Origin of the sequence: Arthrobacter sp. UYEF20, from assembly GCF_040546335.1 — a bacterium.
Classification (GTDB): domain Bacteria; phylum Actinomycetota; class Actinomycetes; order Actinomycetales; family Micrococcaceae; genus Arthrobacter.
Map to the genome: position 1 here is coordinate 123,795 of NZ_JBEPNP010000006.1, position 18,403 is coordinate 142,197.

Annotated in this window: 18 protein-coding genes and 1 pseudogene; 12 read left to right on the forward strand and 7 right to left on the reverse strand. The window is 64.4% G+C overall.

Annotation, left to right across the window (positions count from 1 at the left end; translation table 11 throughout):
- The first annotated feature begins 19 nt into the window (after positions 1-19).
- Complete coding sequence (locus tag ABIB26_RS09205) at positions 20-1,633, forward strand: zinc-binding metallopeptidase family protein (RefSeq protein ID WP_354241658.1); 1,614 nt, start codon at positions 20-22, stop codon at positions 1,631-1,633.
- Positions 1,634-1,754: 121 nt separating this feature from the next.
- Here the strand turns inward: ABIB26_RS09205 and ABIB26_RS09210 are convergent, their stop codons facing one another.
- Positions 1,755-1,958: a hypothetical protein gene (locus ABIB26_RS09210; RefSeq protein WP_354241660.1), complete on the reverse strand. Its 204-nt coding sequence runs from the start codon at positions 1,956-1,958 to the stop codon at positions 1,755-1,757.
- A gap of 546 nt (positions 1,959-2,504) precedes the next feature.
- Between ABIB26_RS09210 and ABIB26_RS09215 the strand changes: the two genes are divergently transcribed.
- Positions 2,505-2,708 (forward strand): helix-turn-helix transcriptional regulator, encoded by a 204-nt coding sequence (locus ABIB26_RS09215; RefSeq protein ID WP_354241662.1) that lies wholly within the window; start codon positions 2,505-2,507, stop codon positions 2,706-2,708.
- Positions 2,698-3,891, forward strand: coding sequence for a type II toxin-antitoxin system HipA family toxin (locus ABIB26_RS09220; RefSeq protein WP_354241665.1), 1,194 nt, complete (start codon positions 2,698-2,700; stop codon positions 3,889-3,891). The genes ABIB26_RS09215 and ABIB26_RS09220 overlap by 11 nt, the downstream gene beginning before the upstream one ends.
- 26 nt (positions 3,892-3,917) lie before the next feature.
- Here ABIB26_RS09220 and ABIB26_RS09225 read toward each other — a convergent pair whose 3' ends face one another.
- Both ABIB26_RS09225 and ABIB26_RS09230 read right to left on the reverse strand, forming a co-directional pair.
- Positions 3,918-4,226, reverse strand: coding sequence for a hypothetical protein (locus ABIB26_RS09225; protein ID WP_354241668.1), 309 nt, complete (start codon positions 4,224-4,226; stop codon positions 3,918-3,920).
- A 126-nt stretch (positions 4,227-4,352) separates the two neighbouring features.
- Positions 4,353-5,780 carry a PucR family transcriptional regulator gene (locus ABIB26_RS09230; RefSeq protein ID WP_354241671.1) on the reverse strand — a complete coding sequence of 476 codons (1,428 nt, stop codon included), beginning with the start codon at positions 5,778-5,780 and terminating at the stop codon, positions 4,353-4,355.
- Positions 5,781-6,055: 275 nt separating this feature from the next.
- On the opposite strand from ABIB26_RS09230, the gene ABIB26_RS09235 reads away from it, so the two are divergent.
- From ABIB26_RS09235 to ABIB26_RS09260, 6 genes are all read left to right on the forward strand, one after another.
- Complete coding sequence (locus ABIB26_RS09235) at positions 6,056-6,922, forward strand: hypothetical protein (RefSeq protein ID WP_354241673.1); 867 nt, start codon at positions 6,056-6,058, stop codon at positions 6,920-6,922.
- Between the two features lie 26 nt (positions 6,923-6,948).
- The gene (locus tag ABIB26_RS09240; RefSeq protein WP_354241676.1) at positions 6,949-7,899 is read left to right on the forward strand and encodes an ABC transporter substrate-binding protein; all 951 of its coding nucleotides are present in this window, start codon (positions 6,949-6,951) and stop codon (positions 7,897-7,899) included.
- Entirely contained in the window at positions 7,896-8,888 is a 993-nt protein-coding gene (locus ABIB26_RS09245; RefSeq protein WP_354241679.1) for an amino acid ABC transporter permease, read from the forward strand. Before ABIB26_RS09240 ends, ABIB26_RS09245 begins: the two co-directional genes overlap by 4 nt.
- The gene (locus ABIB26_RS09250; protein WP_354241681.1) at positions 8,885-9,691 is read left to right on the forward strand and encodes an amino acid ABC transporter ATP-binding protein; all 807 of its coding nucleotides are present in this window, start codon (positions 8,885-8,887) and stop codon (positions 9,689-9,691) included. The genes ABIB26_RS09245 and ABIB26_RS09250 overlap by 4 nt, the downstream gene beginning before the upstream one ends.
- Positions 9,692-9,799: 108 nt before the next feature.
- Entirely contained in the window at positions 9,800-10,912 is a 1,113-nt protein-coding gene (locus tag ABIB26_RS09255; RefSeq protein ID WP_354241684.1) for a mandelate racemase/muconate lactonizing enzyme family protein, read from the forward strand.
- On the forward strand, positions 10,894-12,213 hold the full coding sequence (locus ABIB26_RS09260) for an amidohydrolase (RefSeq protein WP_354241687.1): 1,320 nt from the start codon (positions 10,894-10,896) through the stop codon (positions 12,211-12,213). Before ABIB26_RS09255 ends, ABIB26_RS09260 begins: the two co-directional genes overlap by 19 nt.
- Positions 12,214-12,263: 50 nt before the next feature.
- On the opposite strand, the gene ABIB26_RS09265 is transcribed toward ABIB26_RS09260, so the two are convergent.
- Together ABIB26_RS09265 and ABIB26_RS09270 are read right to left on the reverse strand one after the other, a co-directional pair.
- Entirely contained in the window at positions 12,264-12,695 is a 432-nt protein-coding gene (locus ABIB26_RS09265) for a DUF309 domain-containing protein (RefSeq protein ID WP_354241690.1), read from the reverse strand.
- A gap of 223 nt (positions 12,696-12,918) precedes the next feature.
- A complete protein-coding gene (locus ABIB26_RS09270) occupies positions 12,919-13,560 on the reverse strand; it encodes a TetR/AcrR family transcriptional regulator (RefSeq protein WP_354241692.1) in 642 nt (213 codons plus the stop codon).
- A 121-nt stretch (positions 13,561-13,681) separates the two neighbouring features.
- Between ABIB26_RS09270 and ABIB26_RS09275 the strand changes: the two are divergent.
- The 3 genes and pseudogenes from ABIB26_RS09275 (at position 13,682) to ABIB26_RS09285 (ending at position 16,862) form a co-directional block, all read left to right on the forward strand.
- Positions 13,682-15,460 (forward strand): annotated as a pseudogene (locus ABIB26_RS09275) (CocE/NonD family hydrolase).
- Entirely contained in the window at positions 15,457-16,164 is a 708-nt protein-coding gene (locus ABIB26_RS09280) for a hypothetical protein (protein WP_354241694.1), read from the forward strand. Before ABIB26_RS09275 ends, ABIB26_RS09280 begins: the two are co-directional and overlap by 4 nt.
- Before the next feature lie 305 nt (positions 16,165-16,469).
- A complete protein-coding gene (locus ABIB26_RS09285; RefSeq protein ID WP_354241697.1) occupies positions 16,470-16,862 on the forward strand; it encodes a nuclear transport factor 2 family protein in 393 nt (130 codons plus the stop codon).
- 135 nt (positions 16,863-16,997) lie between these two features.
- On the opposite strand, the gene ABIB26_RS09290 is transcribed toward ABIB26_RS09285, so the two are convergent.
- Together ABIB26_RS09290 and ABIB26_RS09295 are read right to left on the reverse strand one after the other, a co-directional pair.
- Positions 16,998-17,816: a DUF1206 domain-containing protein gene (locus tag ABIB26_RS09290; RefSeq protein WP_354241700.1), complete on the reverse strand. Its 819-nt coding sequence runs from the start codon at positions 17,814-17,816 to the stop codon at positions 16,998-17,000.
- A gap of 53 nt (positions 17,817-17,869) precedes the next feature.
- Positions 17,870-18,298: a hypothetical protein gene (locus ABIB26_RS09295; RefSeq protein ID WP_354241703.1), complete on the reverse strand. Its 429-nt coding sequence runs from the start codon at positions 18,296-18,298 to the stop codon at positions 17,870-17,872.
- Between the last annotated feature and the right edge of the window lie 105 nt (positions 18,299-18,403).

Sequence of the window (18,403 nt, forward strand, 5' to 3'; positions counted from 1 at the left end):
TACTTTTGGAAGGAATGCCATGAGCGAAACGCTCAAGAACGCAGATTTGAAGACCACCGCGTGGGGCTGGGTTGAGGAGCAGAAGGAACAGCTCTCCGCCTGGCACACGAACATCTGGGAGCTCGCCGAACCGGCCTGGCGCGAGTACGAGTCCTGCGCCTGGTACGTGAAAACCCTGCGCGAACACGGCTTCACTGTGGAGGAAGGCAGCGGCGGCATGCCCACTGCCTTCGCCGCCGAGTGGACCAGCCCCGCCGGCCCCGGCGCCCGGATCCTGGGCTACGCCGAATACGACGCCATCCCCGGCAACTGCCAGGCCGCCTCCACCAAGCGCGAGCCCCGCACCGGGATGTCCCGGTTCGCGCCGGGCCACACGGACCCGCATTCCGCCTTGGGCATCTCCACGCTCGCCGGGTTCCTCGCGGCGAAGGACGCCATGGAACGGCACGGCATCCCGGGCACCCTGGCGTACACGGGCGAGCCGGCCGAGAAGGTCCAGGGTTCCAAGGTGGTCCACGGCCTGCGCGGCTACTACGACAACCTCGACGCCATCATTTCGTACCACCCGTTCTACATGATGCCGCTGTGCAACACCGCGCGCTGGGACACCCACTGCGGCTCGTACTACAGCAAGATCTACACCTTCACCTGCGACAACCCGGAAGGCTGGAACAACACCTACGGGGACAGCCCCATCCCGTCCTCGCACTCCGCCGCGCGGGCTCCCGGCGCCGACGCGGCCCTGTTCACGATGTTCTCGCTGACCAAGACCACCCAGGATTCCATGCTTCCGCAGGCCGGCGGCTGGTCGCTGTCCGAGGCGATCCTCACCGCCGGCCAGGCGACGGCGGACAACCAGCCGGCCGGGCTGGCCCAGATCCAGTACTCCTGGCGCTGCCCGAGCCTGGCCGAGGCGGATTCCGTGCTCGCCGTGCTGGACCGCAACGCCGAACTGGCCGCGGCTGCCTCGCACTGCACCGTCAGTTCGCGCTGGGTGGCGCGCAACCGGCCGGGCATCGCCAACCACACGGTGGCGCAGCTGGCGTGGGAGAACATCGCCGCCGTCGGGGCACCGGTCCTGGACGAGCGGGCCCGGGAGATCGGCCGCGAAATCCAGGCCTCGTGCGGGGTGGAGCCCATGGAGAACCCGTTCCACCCGGCGACGGCGGAACTGATCAGCCCGCAGGACGCCGAGACGGAGCTGCGCCGGCACATTCCGGCAACGCAGCAGAACTGGACCAGCGACGACTACGTGGAGATGACCTGGTACGCGCCCACCATCCGCTTCTACACCGCCCGGCCAACCCTGGCCCCGGACGGCAAGGGCACCGCCTACCCGGGCTGGGCCATGACGGCGATGGGCGGCATCCCGGAAACCATCGACCCCACCATCACCGCCACCGGCAAGATGATCGCCGGCATGGTGCTGGACCTGGTGACCCAGCCGGATCTCCTGGCGGCGGCAAAGGCCGAGTTCGATGCCGAGAAGGTCCGGCGCGGATCCGTGGCCCCGCTCCTGCCCGCCGAATTCACTGCGCCCACGGACTTCCGCTGGCCCGCTTACATCGGTGCGGGCGAGGCCCGTGACTGGTGGATCCCCGTGTCCGAGGAAGTCTGGAACACGGCACCGTAAAGCACCCGCCAAACGCAGGCGGACGACGGCGGGGAAGTCCCGCCGTCGTCCGTTTCACTGCTGCGGCAGGTCATCCTACGGATGGCCTCGCGCTGGAGTCCGCTCAGCGCCGTTGGGTTTACTAGGCCGAAACTGCCTCGAGGTTGGCTTCGCCGTGGTTCAGGCTGAGCGTGAAAGTGTTCGGCCCGCTGGCGTGGACCGCGATGTTGCTCTTCGCGGTGTTGTGCCGGACCGAGAGGTCGTGGACCAGGGCGTCCAGCTCGTGGTGCATCGTGGAGCGGTCCCAAAGCTTGTGGGTTACGGAGTTGGCAGTTTCAAACGTCATTGTTCAGTGCTTCCATTCATGAATCCGGGTGTCCGGCTGCCGCACCGATGCGGAGCCTTGGGGCCAAACCAGGAACGACTGAGACCTCTGGGCAGCTCTGCGAGCTCACCGGTTTGGCCTCATTGCGTCCACCAGGATGGGTAAAACTTTGCCGCTGATCCACTGCCTGCGCATATTGCCGGAGTGGTCAGGGTTGCTGTGGCGGGAATTTGGGTTCCCTGCCGTGCCTTTCCATAGTGCATGGCGCGGCGCAAACGACTCAAGCTAGATGGCGATTTTTGCGGGTGAGTCTCATCACAGCTGGGTGGCTATCGTGGTGGAGCCGGGCCGTGCCGGTTGCGTGCTCCGCACCCAGGTCCTGAAGGCGGCCCGAGTATTCGAGTTCGCCCTCTGCCACCGGCAGCATCTTGCCGGTTGGGTTTCTAATCACACAGCAGGAGTCCCTTGGACCGAAAAGCGGCAACATATTGCCGAAAGACCCTCTGATGACCGAGAATAGGCGGAAGAGTAAGGAAACGGCAATATGTTGCCGATGGGAGGACATTGATGGGGGACGTAGAGTCCATCGCTGCCACCGTCCGGTCCGCCCGAAAAGAGGCCGGGCTGAAGCAAAGCGACCTGGCGGATCTGGCCGGAGTGTCGGAACGCACCGTCCGGGCCATCGAGACCGGAACCGGCAACCCGACGCTGGCCGCCGTCGTCGCCGTCGCCAACGTGCTCGGACTGCGGGTGATGACCGATGGCAGCTGATCTGCAGCGCCTGCGGTTCCTGCCCGCCGCCGACGTCTACCGGCAGGGAAAGCTGGCCGGCCACCTGAGCCGCACCGCTACCGGGGGCACCTCCTTCGCCTACGATCCGGACTACCTGGAAGCAGGACTCCCCGGCGTGGCCACGACCCTGCCGGCGCGCGATGTGGTCATCGAGACGCCGGGCGGCGGACTGCCCGCGTTCTTCGCAGGACTCCTTCCCGAAGGTCACCGCCTGAGGGTCCTGAAGGATGCGGCCAAGACAAGCCTCAGCGACGAACTGACGCTGCTCCTGGCCGTCGGCGCCGACGCTCCCGGTGACGTGCAGATCGTCCCGGCCGGTGAAACACCTGCCGAACCGGACCCGCTGGCCGATACTACTGACCCGTCCCACCTGGACTTTGGTGCTCTGGCGGTTGCGGTAGACCTCCATGCCCTGCCCGGCGTCCAGCCAAAGGCCAGCGCCTCCATGCTCTCGGCACCGCTGGCAGCACGCGACGGCCGGTACATCCTCAAGCTGGATCCGCCGAACCACCCGCACCTGGTCCACAACGAGGCCAGGCACCTGGCAGCGGCAAAAGCGCTGAAAATCCCCGTCTCGACCGCTTCCGTCGTCGAGGACCGGAACGGCCTTCCGGGCCTCCTGGTCACCCGTTTCGACCGGACGAGCGACGGCGGCGAGTGGCGGCACCTGGCGATGGAAGACGGCGCCCAGGTCCTGGGTCTGCCGCCGTCGTCCAAGTACAACGTGACCTCTGAGGAGGTTGTTGCCGCCCTCGCCGGCGCCTGCAAGGCACCCGTCGTCGCCGTCAGGAACCTGTACCTCCAGTTCGTGTTCGCCTGGCTGACCGGCAACGGCGACCTGCACGCCAAGAACGTCGCCATCCTGGGAGGCCGGCACGGAGGCTTCGTCGTGGCGCCGGTCTACGACATCCCCTGCACCCTCCTGTACGGGGACGACACCATGGCGCTGCCGGTGGCCGGCCGGGCAAAGAATTTGAGGGCCGGGCACTGGCAGGAGTTCGCGGACTCTATCGGTCTTCCCCAGCGGGCAGCCGCATCGGCGAATGCGCTCGCCCTGCGTGCAGCAGCCGGGATCGACCTGGAGGCTCTGCCGTTCACCGGCTCACCGCTCAATCACACGGTCCGGGAGCTGCGGCAGCGGCGTCAGGAGCTGTCCGGCTAGGTACTTCTGCCCAACGGACGCGTCTTTTAGCCGGCAGAATCCCCCGGCGGGTGCTGGCCGACCTCGGTCATGGCGTTGAACCGGTCCGGGTCTTCCAGGTAATTCAAGGAGTAGACCTCGCCGGATTCCTTATCGACGAGCGTGGAGCCTCGGCCGACGAGCTGGCAAGTGTAGTCACCGTCGATGATGAGCCGGCGGCCACCGTCCACGAGGCACCAGGCGCGGTCGTCCTGGAAGCCGTAGTCGGCAACGACGTAATCGCCGCACTCGTCCGCTACCCAGGTAGGACCGATCGTGTCGAGGGCGATCTGCCGGGCCCGTTCGAAAGTAATCATGCTCCGGATCCTACGGCCTCCGGGTGCGCGACCGTATCCAGGGACTACCCGTCCACCTAGAGGCGCCCCTGCTGCAGCTTCCTCGCGTTTACTCCAAAAGACGCATCGCGGTAGGGGGCGATTTCCTTACAACAACTCCTGAACGTGCAGGCTGAGCCACAAAACCACTGTGTCTTCGGGCTGGTCCACATCAATTCCAAAAAGTTCCCGAAGACGCCGCAAGCGATAGCGGAGCGTATTCTGGTGCACTGAAAGCGCCGCTGAGGTTTTGGCGGAATCGCGGGAGAAATCGAGGTAGGTGCGCAGGGTCTTCGCGTATTCGGTTCCTGATTCGGCGTCGTACTTCAGCATGCTGGCCGCGGCCGGGGACATGAGGCGGGGCGTGTTCCGGAACAGTGCGCCGAGTTCCAGCAGGGTCAGGCGGCTGCGCACTTCCTGGGCGTTGGCATAGTCACCGGCGCTCCGCCCGGAGGCGAGCATCAGCAGGACAAGGTCCGCGTCGTGCCGGGACCGGCTGATGTCTGCGGCGGTGGTGACGGTGGAGCCCGTTGACGCCCGCAGCTTGACCCGCAGCGAAGCCGCTGAGCGCTCGATCAGGCGGCGGGCCAGGGTCTCAATGGACCCGGGGCCTGAGGCGGGGGCCTCGGCGAACAACGCATAAATGGTGGTGCCGATGAGTACGCACTGCGCACCCTGCCGGTGCGCTTCGCATTGGGTCGTGACAAGGTCGACGAGCCGGATCAGGGACAACTCGTCGGACTGCCCGAGCTCCAGTTGGAAAGCCACGACGACGAAGGGAGCCGAGTGCTTCAGCCCGAGCTGTTCCGCGACGAGCTGGACGTCGTCTCCGCCTTCGAGAAGCCGGCGGAGGAGCTCGGCCCGTTGTTGCCGCGCAAGGTCAATGGTGCTTCGTGCCCTCAGGATGTGGAGGACTGCGATATCCGCGGCGCGCTCCAGCGCCTGCTCCGCGTCGGAATCCAAATCCCCGCTGGCGTCGACTACCCAGATGGACCCCAGCGGTTGGTTACCGGCGCGAACAGCGATGGCCAGACGGTCCATCGCCGGACGGACCCCTTCGATGCGCACGGCGCCGCGGGACCGGAACACGGCGGCATACTGACCGGCATTCTCCGGTAGGTAGGGAACCTGGCGCCCCAGGATTCCGTTCCGCCGGTCGTCGTCGATCGGTTGGTGGGGCAGGGTGGAGTATGCGAGAACTTGTTCCTGGAGGTTCTCGATGGCGGTGGCACCGCCCACCAGGGCGGCTATGGCGTTGGCCAGCGCAAACAGGTCACCCACTCCGAGCGGCGAGTGCGATCTGCTGGCTTCCGCGGAGGCACTGAGGGCCGAGTCCAGGAGCGCGTCGAGTTGCCGCCACCCCACGGCGTCGTCCACGACCAACAGTGCTATGCCGGCCTGGTCAGCGGTGTTCGCGAGTTCTTCGATGTCCTGCGAGAGCTGCTTGAGGACGATCGCGCCGAAGCCTGCCTGCGCTGCGTCCCGGACCACGACGGCTGTTTCCGGTTCTGCGGGGTGGAGGCCTATCCCCAGCAAGATCCCTCCGCGGAACCCTTCCAAAGGGGCGAGGGGGTCATAGAGTGTTGGGCTCGTCAGGGAGAGCCTGGGTGAATTTCCGTGTGAGCGGAGAACCAGTCCGGAGCTCGCCAGTACTTGCAGGAGGTCAGGCAAATCGATGCTGTCCGGGGTTTTCGGGATGGTTGCCACAAGGTGTAAATCTACTGCTCCTAGTGCTGGCCCACAAGATTCGGTGCCGATGTTGGTGCCCGGCACCGAAGTCAGGCCGTAGGGGCCAAGCCCATAGTTGATGCATGTCACTTATTGTTGAAGCCAATCCAACAGCACGCCAGGCCGGGAAAGCGGCAGCCGCGGCAGCGGCCAGGGCCGGCGTCCGAGTCGTCGATGAACATGACCGCGACAAGCTGCGGGACGTTGAAGGGCTGCTCGTTGCGATCTGGGGAATGTCTCCCCACGGAGCGCCTATTCCTTTCGACTTGCTGCGGAGCATCTCCCACGCGGGCTGCAATGTTTCCGCTGCGTACAACGCGGACGGGGTGCTGTGTGGGGCCGCCGTTGGCATCGTCTCCCCCGTTGGAGCGGCTACCTATTCCCTGATCGCCGGTGTCCTGCCCGGCGCGGCGGACAAAGGCGTCGGTTTCGCCCTCAAACAGCATCAGCGGGCGTGGTCGCTGGCCCGCGGAATCGAAACGATGACGTGGACCTTTGACCCGCTGGTCAGCCGGAACGCTCGTTTCAACCTCACGAAACTAGGAGCCCATGCCTTCGAGTACGCCCGGGATTTTTACGGCGAAATGCACGACGACATCAACGCCAATGATGAAAGCGACCGGCTCGTCGCCATTTGGCCCTTGTCCTCCGAGCGGAGCATCAGTTGCAGCGAAGCCTCCGTCGAAGAACTGGAACTGCCCGAAACGGCCCTGAACAACATTCTGGAGTACGGCCCGGACTCCAGGCCGGTACTCCTCGAAACCCCGGACACCCTCTGGTGCCGTGCACCGCAGGACATCGTGGCGCTGAGGGCCGCGAGCTCCGATGAAGCAGGAATGTGGCGGTTGCGGATCCGCGGGATCTTCGAATCGGCCTTCGCCTCCGGCTACAACGCGTCCGGAGTCACACGGACCGGCTGGTACCGGCTGACAAAAACCAACCAGGCATGACCCTTACCCAACACCAGGAGTACAGAATGCGCCCCAGCAATCGTGCAGTTACCGCGCGTATCGCGCGCCAGGTCCTTGGCGCTGCCAGCCTGACCGTCGCCGTCGGACTAACGGCCTGTTCGGCAGGAGCAGTGCCGGTCGCGGATTCGCAGACTTTCTCCGCCGCCGACGTCGACCCCGCCGCAGCAGCGGCCCTGCCCGAGCGCTACAAATCAGCCGGGGTCATCAAGGTGGCATCGGACATTCCGTATCCGCCCATGGAGATGTTCGATGAAAACCAAAAACTCACGGGCCTGGACTACGACCTCGCCCAGGCTTTGGGCGCGAAGCTCGGGGTGCGGCTGGAACTGCAGACCCAGGCGTTCGACAGCATCATTCCGTCGCTGCAGTCGGGCAAAAACGACATCATCATGTCAGGGATGAACGACACCGCTGAGCGTCAGGGGACCCTGGACTTCGTGGACTACTTCCATGCCGGGTTCTCCATCCTCGTGCCCGAGGGTAACCCGGACAGCATCACAACCGTGCTGGACCTTTGCGGCAGGAACGTTGCGGTGCAGAAGGCGACTGTGCAGGCGGAGATTCTTCGCAGCTATGACCAGCAGTGCAAGGACAAGGGATCAGAACCGGTGAGCGTCTCCGAGCTGCCGCTGGAAACGGATGTACAGACTGCCGTCCGTTCCGGAAAAGCCGCAGCCGACGTCGTCGATTCCGCCGCGGCAGCCTACGCCGCAAAGACTGCCGGGGACGGCAAGATCTTCGACATCGTCAAGGACCCCGCAAACCCGGCCGGCTACAACCCGGTCTACACCGGGATCGGTGTCCTGAAAAAGGATGCGGAGCTCAGCAAGGCCGTGCTGGCAGCCCTTCAGTCGGTCATCGCCGACGGCAGCTATGGCAAGATCCTCGAGAAGTACGACCTCTCCGATTACATGGTCAAGGAAACCGGCCTCAACTTGGGTACGGCCAAACCATGAAACAGGCAAACACGCTCCCCTCCCGGGAGGAAGCGGCAGGGACCGGAACCGAAACCGCAATCGTCAGCACTGCCGACGACGACGTTGTAGCCGTTCCGTTGCGGCACCCGTGGCGCTGGGTGGTCGCGGCGGCGTTGGCTCTCGGGTTGGTGGCCCTTTTTTCATCGCTGTGGTCCAACCCGAACATCGACCACTCGACCATCAACAACTACCTTTTCCACCCCCGGATCCTCGGCGGAATAGGCCTTACCCTGGTGCTGACGGTCGTGTCCATGCTGGTCTCCACGCTGCTTGGCGTGCTGCTCGCGGTGATGCGGCTTTCCAAAAATCCGGTGATGAACGCCTTCGCCTGGCTCTACGTGTGGGTATTCCGCGGCACCCCCTTGCTGATCCAGATCGTCTTCTGGGGCTACCTGGGGCTGCTCTATGCACAGATTTCCCTCGGCATCCCGTTCACAGACTTCACGGTGTTCTCAGTAGACACCAACACCCTGGTTCCGGCGTTCACGGCAGGGCTGCTGGCCATGACGCTGAACCAGGCCGCGTATTCAGCGGAAATAATCCGGGGCGGGCTGCTTTCAGTGGATACCGGCCAGCACGAAGCCGCGTACTCCCTCGGGATGTCACCGGCCTTCGCCCTTTTCCGGGTGGTGCTGCCGCAAGCGATGCGCGTGATCATTCCGCCGATGGGCAACGAGACCATCTCGATGCTGAAAAACACCTCGCTGTTGTCTGTCATCGCGGTACTCGAGCTTTACACCGTGGCCACCCAAATCTCTTCGCAGAACCTCCGCCAAGTGGAACTGCTCGTAGTGGTCAGCTGCTGGTACCTCTTCCTGACCACGGTGCTCTCCGTTCCGCAGTACTACCTGGAACGGCACTACGGCCGCGGAAACGCACGCCAGCAGGCCCCCACACCCCTGGGCAGGATGCTGTCGGCGCTCCGCAAAGGCAAGCCCCACGCAGAATCGAAAGGACTCCAGCCATGACCGAGGCCCTCGCCACCCATGAGCACGCGATCGGCTCCTCAGCCCCGCCGCTCCTCGTTGCCAGCAACGTCCGCAAGCACTACGGCAGCGTGGAGGTATTGAAGGGCATCTCGCTGACTGTCAACGCCGGGGAGGTCATGTGCCTATTAGGCCCATCCGGTTCCGGCAAGTCCACCTTCCTGCGCTGCATCAATCATTTGGAGCGGATCGACGGCGGACGGATTTCCGTCGGCGGGGACCTGATCGGCTATACCCAGCGTCAGGACCGGATTTTTGAAATGAATCCCCGTCAAGTGGCCAGGCAGCGGCGAGGCATCGGCATGGTGTTTCAGCGCTTCAACCTCTTCCCACATATGACTGCCTTGGAGAACATCTCGGCCGCGCCGGTGGGAGTGAAAAAAGTGCCCAAGCAGCAAGCGCTCAAGCGAGGAATGGAACTGCTGGAGCGGGTGGGCCTGGCGCACCTGGCGAAGGCCTATCCGGCGCAGCTTTCCGGCGGTCAGCAGCAGCGGGTAGCGATTGCCAGGGCGCTGGCCATGGATCCCCAACTTTTGCTGTTCGATGAGCCGACGAGCGCCCTGGACCCGGAACTGGTAGGCGACGTCCTCGACGTTATGCGCACGCTGGCCGCCGATGGCATGACCATGATTGTTGTCACTCATGAGATTGGCTTCGCCCGTAGCGCCGCAGACAACGTCGTCTTTATGGACGGCGGCGTGGTGGTGGAATCAGGAGCACCGGCAGCCGTGCTGGACAACCCGCAAAACCCCCGGACCACCGCCTTCCTCAACAGCGTCATGTAGGCGGCCGCCTATGCACCACCAAACCAAGTGTCATGTTTGGCGGCTGCGGTTGGGCCCCTCCATGCCTTGTACCTCGTTCCTACCCTCCCCACGAACAGTGAGCCCTCAATGAAAATCTCCCGCGCTACCGTCACCCTCATCGACGTTCCATTGCTGGAACCCTTTGTCGTCGCCTACGCCTCCTACGCCTCAATGCCGAGCGTTATCCTCACCCTCGAGACCGACGACGGGGAAACAGGGTACGGCGAGAGCGTTCCGGACGGACACATCACCGGAGAGACCCCCACCGGGACCGTCGAAGCCCTCAAAACCGAGTTGCTTCCCGCCGTGATGGGCTTGGATCCCCGGGACATCACTGCCGTCCATCAGCGGCTCAACCAGGTCCTCAAGGGCTGCGGCGCGGCGAAAGCAGCCGTCGACATTGCCTGCTGGGACCTGGCTGGAAAAGCGGCCGGGCGCCCGATCTATGCGCTGCTCGGCGGCCGGCGGCCTGAACAACCAACCATCGCCAAGGTGATGAGCATCCTGGAACCGGAAGTCCTGGCGGCACAGGCACTCCAGGCGCGCAGGGAAGGCTACCGCCACCTCAAAATGAAGCTCGGCAGCGATGACGGGCAGGACATCGAGCGCGTGCGGGCGGTCCGGGCCGCGATCGGCAACGACCTGGCCATTCGGGTGGACGCCAACCAGGGCTGGGGCGATGCCGCCACCGCACGCACCATGATCCGCGCCCTTGGACCATTCGGGATTGACTGGGTGGAGCAGCCAATCCTCGCGGACGATATCGACGGCTTCCGGCTGCTCCGCCAGGACACGAGCGCCCGCCTCATGGCCGACGAGTCCGTGGTTGACGCCAGCGACATCGCGCGGTTCGTCCGCGACCGCTCGGTGGACATGGTCAACCTCAAACTGATGAAGAGTGGCGGCATCACGCCTTGCCATCGCCTGGCGACTCAGGCTGAACTCGGCGGACTCAAAGTGCAGATCGGTTCCATGCTGGAAACCAGCATTGCCTCCGCCGCCGGATTCCACTTGGCCCTCAGCCACCCGAACATTGTTTCCACCGAACTCTCCGGTCCCGTGAAGTTCGCTAAGGAGCCTGGCGACCTCCAGTACATTCTTCCCAACGTCCAGATCACTGAGCGGCCTGGGCTCGGAGTCGACGTGGACACGGACATTCTTGCCGAGCTCACGGTGAGCGAATGCGAAGTCAACGCGTGAGTGGCGGCGCCACGAGGCGCCGCCGGTTGGCGGAGATTTGGACTCACCTGCACAACCATCCTGAACCGAGCATGCAGGAATTCGCCACAGCGGAGTACCTCGCGGGGGTTCTGGAGCAAGCGGGCCTTAAGGTTCGCAGGTTCGACTTCCTCCCGGGTTTCACGGCCGACGTCGGGACGGGCGCTCCGGTGATTGGACTGCGGGCAGAAATGGACGCCCTGGTACAAAACATTGCGGGGGAGCCGACGGCGGTCCACTCCTGCGGCCACGACGCCAACATGGCAATAATCGCCACCGTCATGCTTGAGCTGGCAGAACTCGGGGACGTCCTGGAAGGCTCCGTGCGGGCGATCTTCCAGCCGGCCGAAGAGCTGGGCAACGGTGCCGAACTCGTGGCGGCCCTTGGCGTGAGTGATGAGCTTGAGTATCTCTTCGGAGTGCACCTACGCCCGGAAAATGAACTCCCGGCTCCTTATTTCGCGCCGTCCATTTCGCACGGAGCATGCATGTTTGCCTCCGGAACCATCACGGGGACTGACCATCACGGGGCGCGTCCACACCTCGGGGCGAACGCCGTTGAGGTTGCGCTCGAAATCTCCGAGGGTTTGGGCCGCCTCAGGGTTGACCCGCAAGTTCCCAGCTCGGCCAAGATGACCATGCTCCACGCCGGTGGGGAGAACCTCAACGTCATACCGGGCAGCGGACGCTTTGGAGTGGACCTCCGCGCCCAAACCAACGAAGTCATGTCCTCCCTCCGCGCAGGACTCGACTCGGTCTGCGCACGGGTGGCGGCCTCAACAGGGGCAGTGATCGACCTCGACTTCCGGGACGCCGTACCAGCGGCCATGATCGGACCCCGGGCCGAAGCCGCCCTTGCATCGGCAGTGGCGACGGAGCTGGGCGACGGCCACTTGCGGCCGCGGATTGTTACGTCCGGATCGGACGACTTCCATTTCTACACACTGCGAAACCCCGAAGTTCAGGCAGCCATGCTCGCCGTCGGAGCGAACGTCCAGCCAGGACTTCACGACCCGTCCATGACATTCGAAGCCGACGCCATGGAACGGGCGGTCAGGGTGCTCCTTGAAGCCTGCCGGCAGACGCTGGGGCGGCGTCAATCCTTGCGGCGTTCGACTGGTCCATATCGACAGACGTTCACTCGTGCCGGAGACAACGAGCAACTGCATCCTGCGTCTCATACGGTCCGAAAGGCAGTCTGCCGCGACGCTGAAGATCATCCCGGTGCCGACTCCACAACGCTGCCAATTGCGTTGAATGACAGCTGTTGCGTAGAGCCGTAGAAACTAACGGACCTTGGCGTGCACCGGCCGCGGGGATGCTGGTCGCAAGCTCAGTGGCAGGTGCGCATCCGAGCACGTGCGCAACGCACAACGGCGGACAAGTCGAGCCCGTAGGTCGGCCCTTCGCCGGAACCGTACTCCTCGAGCCGGGCCGCACCGCGCTCGAAGACCCGGAGCGCGCCAACGCTGTTACCCCGGGCGGCGTGGGTGAGCCCGACGCAGATCTGGGCGAGACCTTGCCACAGGTTGCGTTCTTCGGCCGGCCCGGCTTTCCAGCGGGCCTCGAGTACCTCGTGGGCAGCGAACGGCCGGCCGGCTTCCACCAGACTCCGGGCCGAGACCAGCGTCTGCACCGGCGGCAGCGGCTCCTCCGAGACCGGCTCGACGCCGGCGCTTCCGTACGGCAGCGGCCGCCCAAGAGCGTCACGTGGCCGGGCCTGCCGCGGGCGCCTTGATGCGTCCCGATCCCTGTCATCGGTCATTGCAGTTTCCGCCTTGAGCGTTGACGTTACCAACCTTCATACGCCTAATGCTACGACCGGCACCGCACCGAAAGCTGTCCCGTACGCTCGTCGGAGACGAGATTCTTGGAACAACATGTGTGTGACTGTTTACGCGGTTTGTGCATGGAGACCCGTACCGATGTGTCATAAACCTAGCCTTTAGTAAGACGACGCGACGACTAGACGTGGACGTCGATCTGACTCATGCGTGGCTCTCCGGTTCGGCTCGAAGTGGCGGTTGCGGTACCAGCACTTGTTGGATGGCCGGGGCCAGGACGGTGATCAGTTCCTCGGTTCCTGCCGCGAGGAGTGTGGGTACGCCGATGATCTGCCGGCCCGTGACGACGCCGACGAGCATGGATGAGGCGATGCCTGCCCGCAGCGCGGCATCCGTATCCGTGCGTTCGCGGGTTCCCTCGAGGAGTCGGGACTGGATGAAGCTGCGCAGCTGCTCGGCGGCGCTTTCGTTGACGATCGCACCGCGGAGCATCGCCATGAGGGGCTCCGACACGTCGTGCGCGCCCTCCCATGCGCTCAAGTAGGCGCGGACGACCCGCTCGCCCAGGTCGTCGTCGGGTCCTTCGAAGGCCGTATTGAACCGCTCAAGAGCCTCGGATGGAATGGCCATGACGGCCGCGAAGAGCTCGTCTTTGGAGCGGTAGAACTGCATCACCTGGGATGCATCAACAGAGGCGTCGGCGGCGACGAGTCGAATCGTGGTGGCGGCGAACCCGTCGTTCGCAAAACGTGCACGAGCGGCCTCGAGTATGGCCTGGCGCGTGTTCGACGTTCCAGGCCGCCGCCCTCGGCGCACCTTGTGTGCTGTGCTGTCCTTCATCGTCATGCCTCAAATCTAGTCCGACCCGGCAATTTTCTCAACAGCTGTTGATTTAATGGATTGATACGGCGTACGCTCGCATCGAATTAAGAGTTGTCCCAGGGCCACGAGCCAAAAGGAGTCCGTCATGAGCGAAGACCAGAAGATATTCGTCCCATCCCATCCGTTGCCGGCTGCCCGCACCGGTCTGTTGACCGGGTTCGATCCGGGCACCCGAACCCTGGAGCTGGGCTTCAAGGTAGCGCCTCAGTTCCGTCCTCTGCAGGTGGATGTTGTGTTTGAAAAGGATGCTGCCGTTGAGCTGCGGGACGGTGTGACGATCCACGTTGATGTGTTCCGTCCCGTCGGTGTTGAGAAGGTACCGGTCATCGTGGCTTGGAGCCCGTACGGCAAGGGCCAAGGGACCTCCGCCAGCGTGATGGGCGTCTTCGGCTTGGTGGGCCTGGACAACGGTGTGGTTTCAGGTCTGGAAAAGTTCGAGGCCCCGGACCCGGCCTACTGGTGCGCGCAAGGGTACGCTGTCTGCAACCCGGATGTCCGCGGCGTGGTCGACTCCGAGGGCGACAGCGTACTCTGGGACCGCCAGGAAGGGCGCGACTGCTACGACCTGATCGAGTGGCTTGCGGAACAGCCCTGGTGCACCGGAAAGGTCGGTATGAGCGGAACGTCCTATCTGGCCGTTTCACAGTGGTTCACAGCGGCCGAGCAGCCACCCCACTTAGCGGCGATCAACCCGTGGGAGGGCGTGAGCGATGTCTACCGTGACCTTGTGATGCGCGGCGGCATGCCCGACACCGGCTTCGCTCAGCAACTGCAGGACGGCAGCTTCTTCGGCAAGAACCAGAAAGAAGACATCCTTGCCGAGGCGGAGCGTTACCCGCTGATGAACGAGTTGTGGGAGAACAAGATCCCCGCCTTTGACCGCATCACCGTACCGGCGTACATCGTGGCCAGCTACTCGAACACACTTCACACGGCGGGAACGTTCCGGGCCTGGCGCCGGATCGCTTCAGAGGAGAAATGGCTGCGGATCCACAACCGGCAGGAATGGCCGGACTACTACGACGAGGCCAACGTAGAGGACCTGCGCCGATTCTTTGACCGCTACTTGAAGGATGAGGACAACGGCTGGGAAGCCACGCCGCGTGTGCGTTATTCAGTCCTCGACCTCGAAGGCGGCGACCGGGTCGGGGTACCTGCGGACGCATTCCCGCCAAGGGACATGGTGTCCACGAAGTTCTACCTCGACGCCCGCTCGCGCACCTTGACCACCGACGTGCCGGCCGAGGAGGCCAAGGCCGGCTACGCCGTGACCTCTAACCCGAACGCGGTGTCATTCCTGACCCGGTTCGATCAGGAGACGGTGACGGTCGGCTACCCGAAGGCACACCTCTGGGTCGAAGCGGACGGCGCCGACGACATGGACCTTTTCGTCCTGGTGCAGAAGCTCGACGCCTAGGGAACCCCGCTGCAGGCATTCACCGTTCCCAACCAGAGCGCCATGGCGCACGACCTCACCGACCACGGAGCAACAATCCTGCGGTACAAGGGATCCGATGGGCGGCTCCGCGTGTCAGCGCGCCACTTAGACGAGACACTGACAAGCGATGACGTACCAGCGCACAGCTTCGACCGAATCCAGAAACTTTCACCCGGCGAGATCGTCGAGATCGAAATTGATCTCTTCCCAATCGGTCTCGCGTTCCACCCCGGCGAACAACTGCGCTTCATCATCAGCTCCCGCAACCTACTCGGAACCCTTATGCCCGCGATCCGTGAGTACGTCGGCGCCAATACCGGCAAGCACGTCATCCACACCGGCGGTCAGCACGCCTCGTACATGCAGCTGCCCATCCAGGACCTCGAACCGCAGCTGAATGCTCCGAGGGCGGACGGTACGCGATGAATATCGACGCGCCCGTGGAATCCACGCCGGAGCACTGGGTGCGCCTGGTAGGTGAGGACACCGACCAGAGCATTGACGGCTTCGAACTGTTCTCCGCCCGCAGAGCACTGGGATTGCTAAAAGGAAAGCTCGGACGCGAACGTCTCCTGGAACTCCTGCGCGACGAGATCGCGGCCGGCGACGCCTTCCTTCGGACCAACGTCGAACGTTCCAGCGGTCAGGAGACGACCGGTACCACGAGGCTCCGCGCACACGGCATCACGGCAGCGCAGTTCACTGGTTGGCTCGCACGCGCCTTCGGCCGCGAGGACGTCATGCTGACCGGACATCCGGAGCACTACTCGATCCACGCGGAGCCAGGACTCACCGTGAACATCGTCGAGACGCTCGGGGAGTATGTCTGCTCGTTCTTCATGCGCGAGTGGGATGACAGCGTCGTGGTGAAGCGGCCGTCCGACACCAGCGCGAAGCCGGCCGGCCGCCGATCCCAGATGCTCCTCGAGGACGGCACCGTCGTCGGCTCGATCGCGAACGCGTTCGATGAGGAACCCGACGGGTTCACTGCGACGCTTTCGGTGACCTTGCCGGCCACCTGCGGGCCGGATGTAATCCAGCAGCACCTGGAGCATTTCGCGGTGGAGTTCCGGACGTGGATCCTCAGGGCGGCGGCCGCGCCAGCCGGTCCCGAGTCAGCGGTGTCGTGAGCCTCAGGCGCCGGGTGTGCGTTCAGCGCCCGGCGTCAAGGGCGTCGCGGTCGAGGTGCACCAGCCCCGCGTCGGTATTCTCGTCCAGGTGATCGATCCTGCTCGTCCCGGCGTTAGGTGACTACGTCACCGAGCGCCGGCAGAACACCGCCACTCACCGCTGCGATTCACAACATTTGGCGGTTTTTTCGCAGATTCGTTGGCGGTTTAGCCGATGCCGATGACCCATCGACAAGAACATTGCCCGGGAATAGCCTTAAGCCGTTCGAGAGTGACCCGACGACGATGACGGAGAGGTACCCGGCATGGGAACCGAAGAGAATGCTGAACTGGTCCGGCGCGGATACGAGGCCTTCATTGCAGGGGATGTGGCGACGCTCGGCGGATTATTCGCGGAGAACGCAGTCTGGCATGCTGCCGGAAACGGCGTCCTTTCGGGTACGAAGCAGGGACGCGAGGCGATCCTGGCGTACTTCGGCGAGCTGGGGACACGCTCCGACGGCAGCTTCAAAGTGACCGTCCAGGAGATCATCGGAGGGGAAGACCACTCGGTGGCGCTGCAGCACGAGCATGCTGAGAGCAACGGCAAAACTTTGGACAGGGACGGCGCACTCGCGTTCCAGCTTCGGGACGGACAGATTACTGAGGGCCGGGAGTTCTTCGCAGACACAGCACAGGGTGACGCATTCTGGGCATAGCCTCCAGCCAGGACGGCCACCCGCCATGGCTTGATGCCCCGCCGCCTGTCGGGGCGCTCGGCGTGGCTGCCGTCCAGGGCGGCCCGGCCGTTCCCCTCAGGTCAATGGACCAGGAGCCGGCCGTTGACGGGCAGCTTACATCCGCGCGAATTTGGTCTTCACCATCAGGTATAGGCCGTAGCAGATCAGGCCGGCGCCGACGGCGGTCAGCAGATATACCCCGTACGGCTGCTCGCGCAGCGCCTTCAATCCGCCATCCAGGCCAGTGGACTCCTGCGGGCGGGCGTTTAGGGTGGCAATGATGAACAGCAAGCCCACCAGAAACAGTGCGACGCCCTCGGCTACGTAGCCCACCACGCCCAGCCCCATCACAACGGACCGGCCGGTCTCCGAGGCCGGCAGCCGCAGATCCTTCTTGAAGGACGCCTTGATTCCGAGGACCACGAAGACAATGCCGGCGACGGCGATCGCGGCTCCGATGGCGATCAGCAGGAATGGACCCCAAGGTGCTTTCATGATTGAGACCGTGAAATCGCTGGTGGACTGTCCGCTGCTTTTGCTGTTTCCGCTGGCGGAGGCAGCAAACGTCAGCGCAATGACGGCGAACACCACCGCCTTGCCCCCTGCGGAAAATTTCCTCCCGACCTTCTTCTTGGCTTCCTGCTGACCGTAGCCGAACACGGCGTTTCCGGTTTGCCAGAGGGCCAGGGCCACACAGGCGGCGAATCCGGTCCACAGCAGCAGCAGTCCCTCGGGCTGGCCGGCGAGTTGGGCGACGGCACCGCCCTGGTCGGCCTGTCCCGCCTTGCCGAAGGCCAACTGGATGGCGACGGAGCCGGTCAGAACGTGCAACAGTCCGCTGACGGCAAAACCTGACCTGGCAGCGATCACAAGAGCCCTGGAGTTCGATGCCTCCTCGACCGCGTCCGCGGCCTCGTTCAGCTCTTTCTTCATTTTTCGATCCTTGGTGCAGACGCGATGCGAATGCGGGGCTCAGCGCAAACGGGCTAGCCGTCGGTGTCGGTTTCGGCGTCTTTTGTGCCGGCGTCGAAGGGCTTACCTGTGGTCGGCGGCTCGCCGGCCGCGAGACGGTCCGACTCCCGAGCCCCAACAGGGGACTGGGCCCCGCCGGATCCGGCTTCGGCAGGTGACGGTCCAGGCGGCACGGCGCCGGCTGTCGTCGCAGAGCGGGTGGCGGTCCGCTGTCCTTCGGTCATGGCGGGGTCGTTGAACACCTGCTCTACGGGCGCCTCGCCTGATTTGGCCCGTTCCGGATGCGAGTGGTCGCCCTGCGCTTTGGTGCCCGACTCGGCGATGTCGACCGCCTCGCCCACGTCTGCACCGCTGCGGGCTTGATCGGCCGGGACGTCGGCACTCGGCGCGGGACGCCGGGCCTGGGACGCAGCCTCCTGGCCGCCGTGCGGATTCTCGGTCATCGGCTTACCTTTGCGATTGATGTCTGCCGCTTCTCGGTAGTAAGCCAGCTTACCTCCCGGCGGGCAGCTCGTCGAGGACAATGGGTCGCGACGGCGGATCGGACA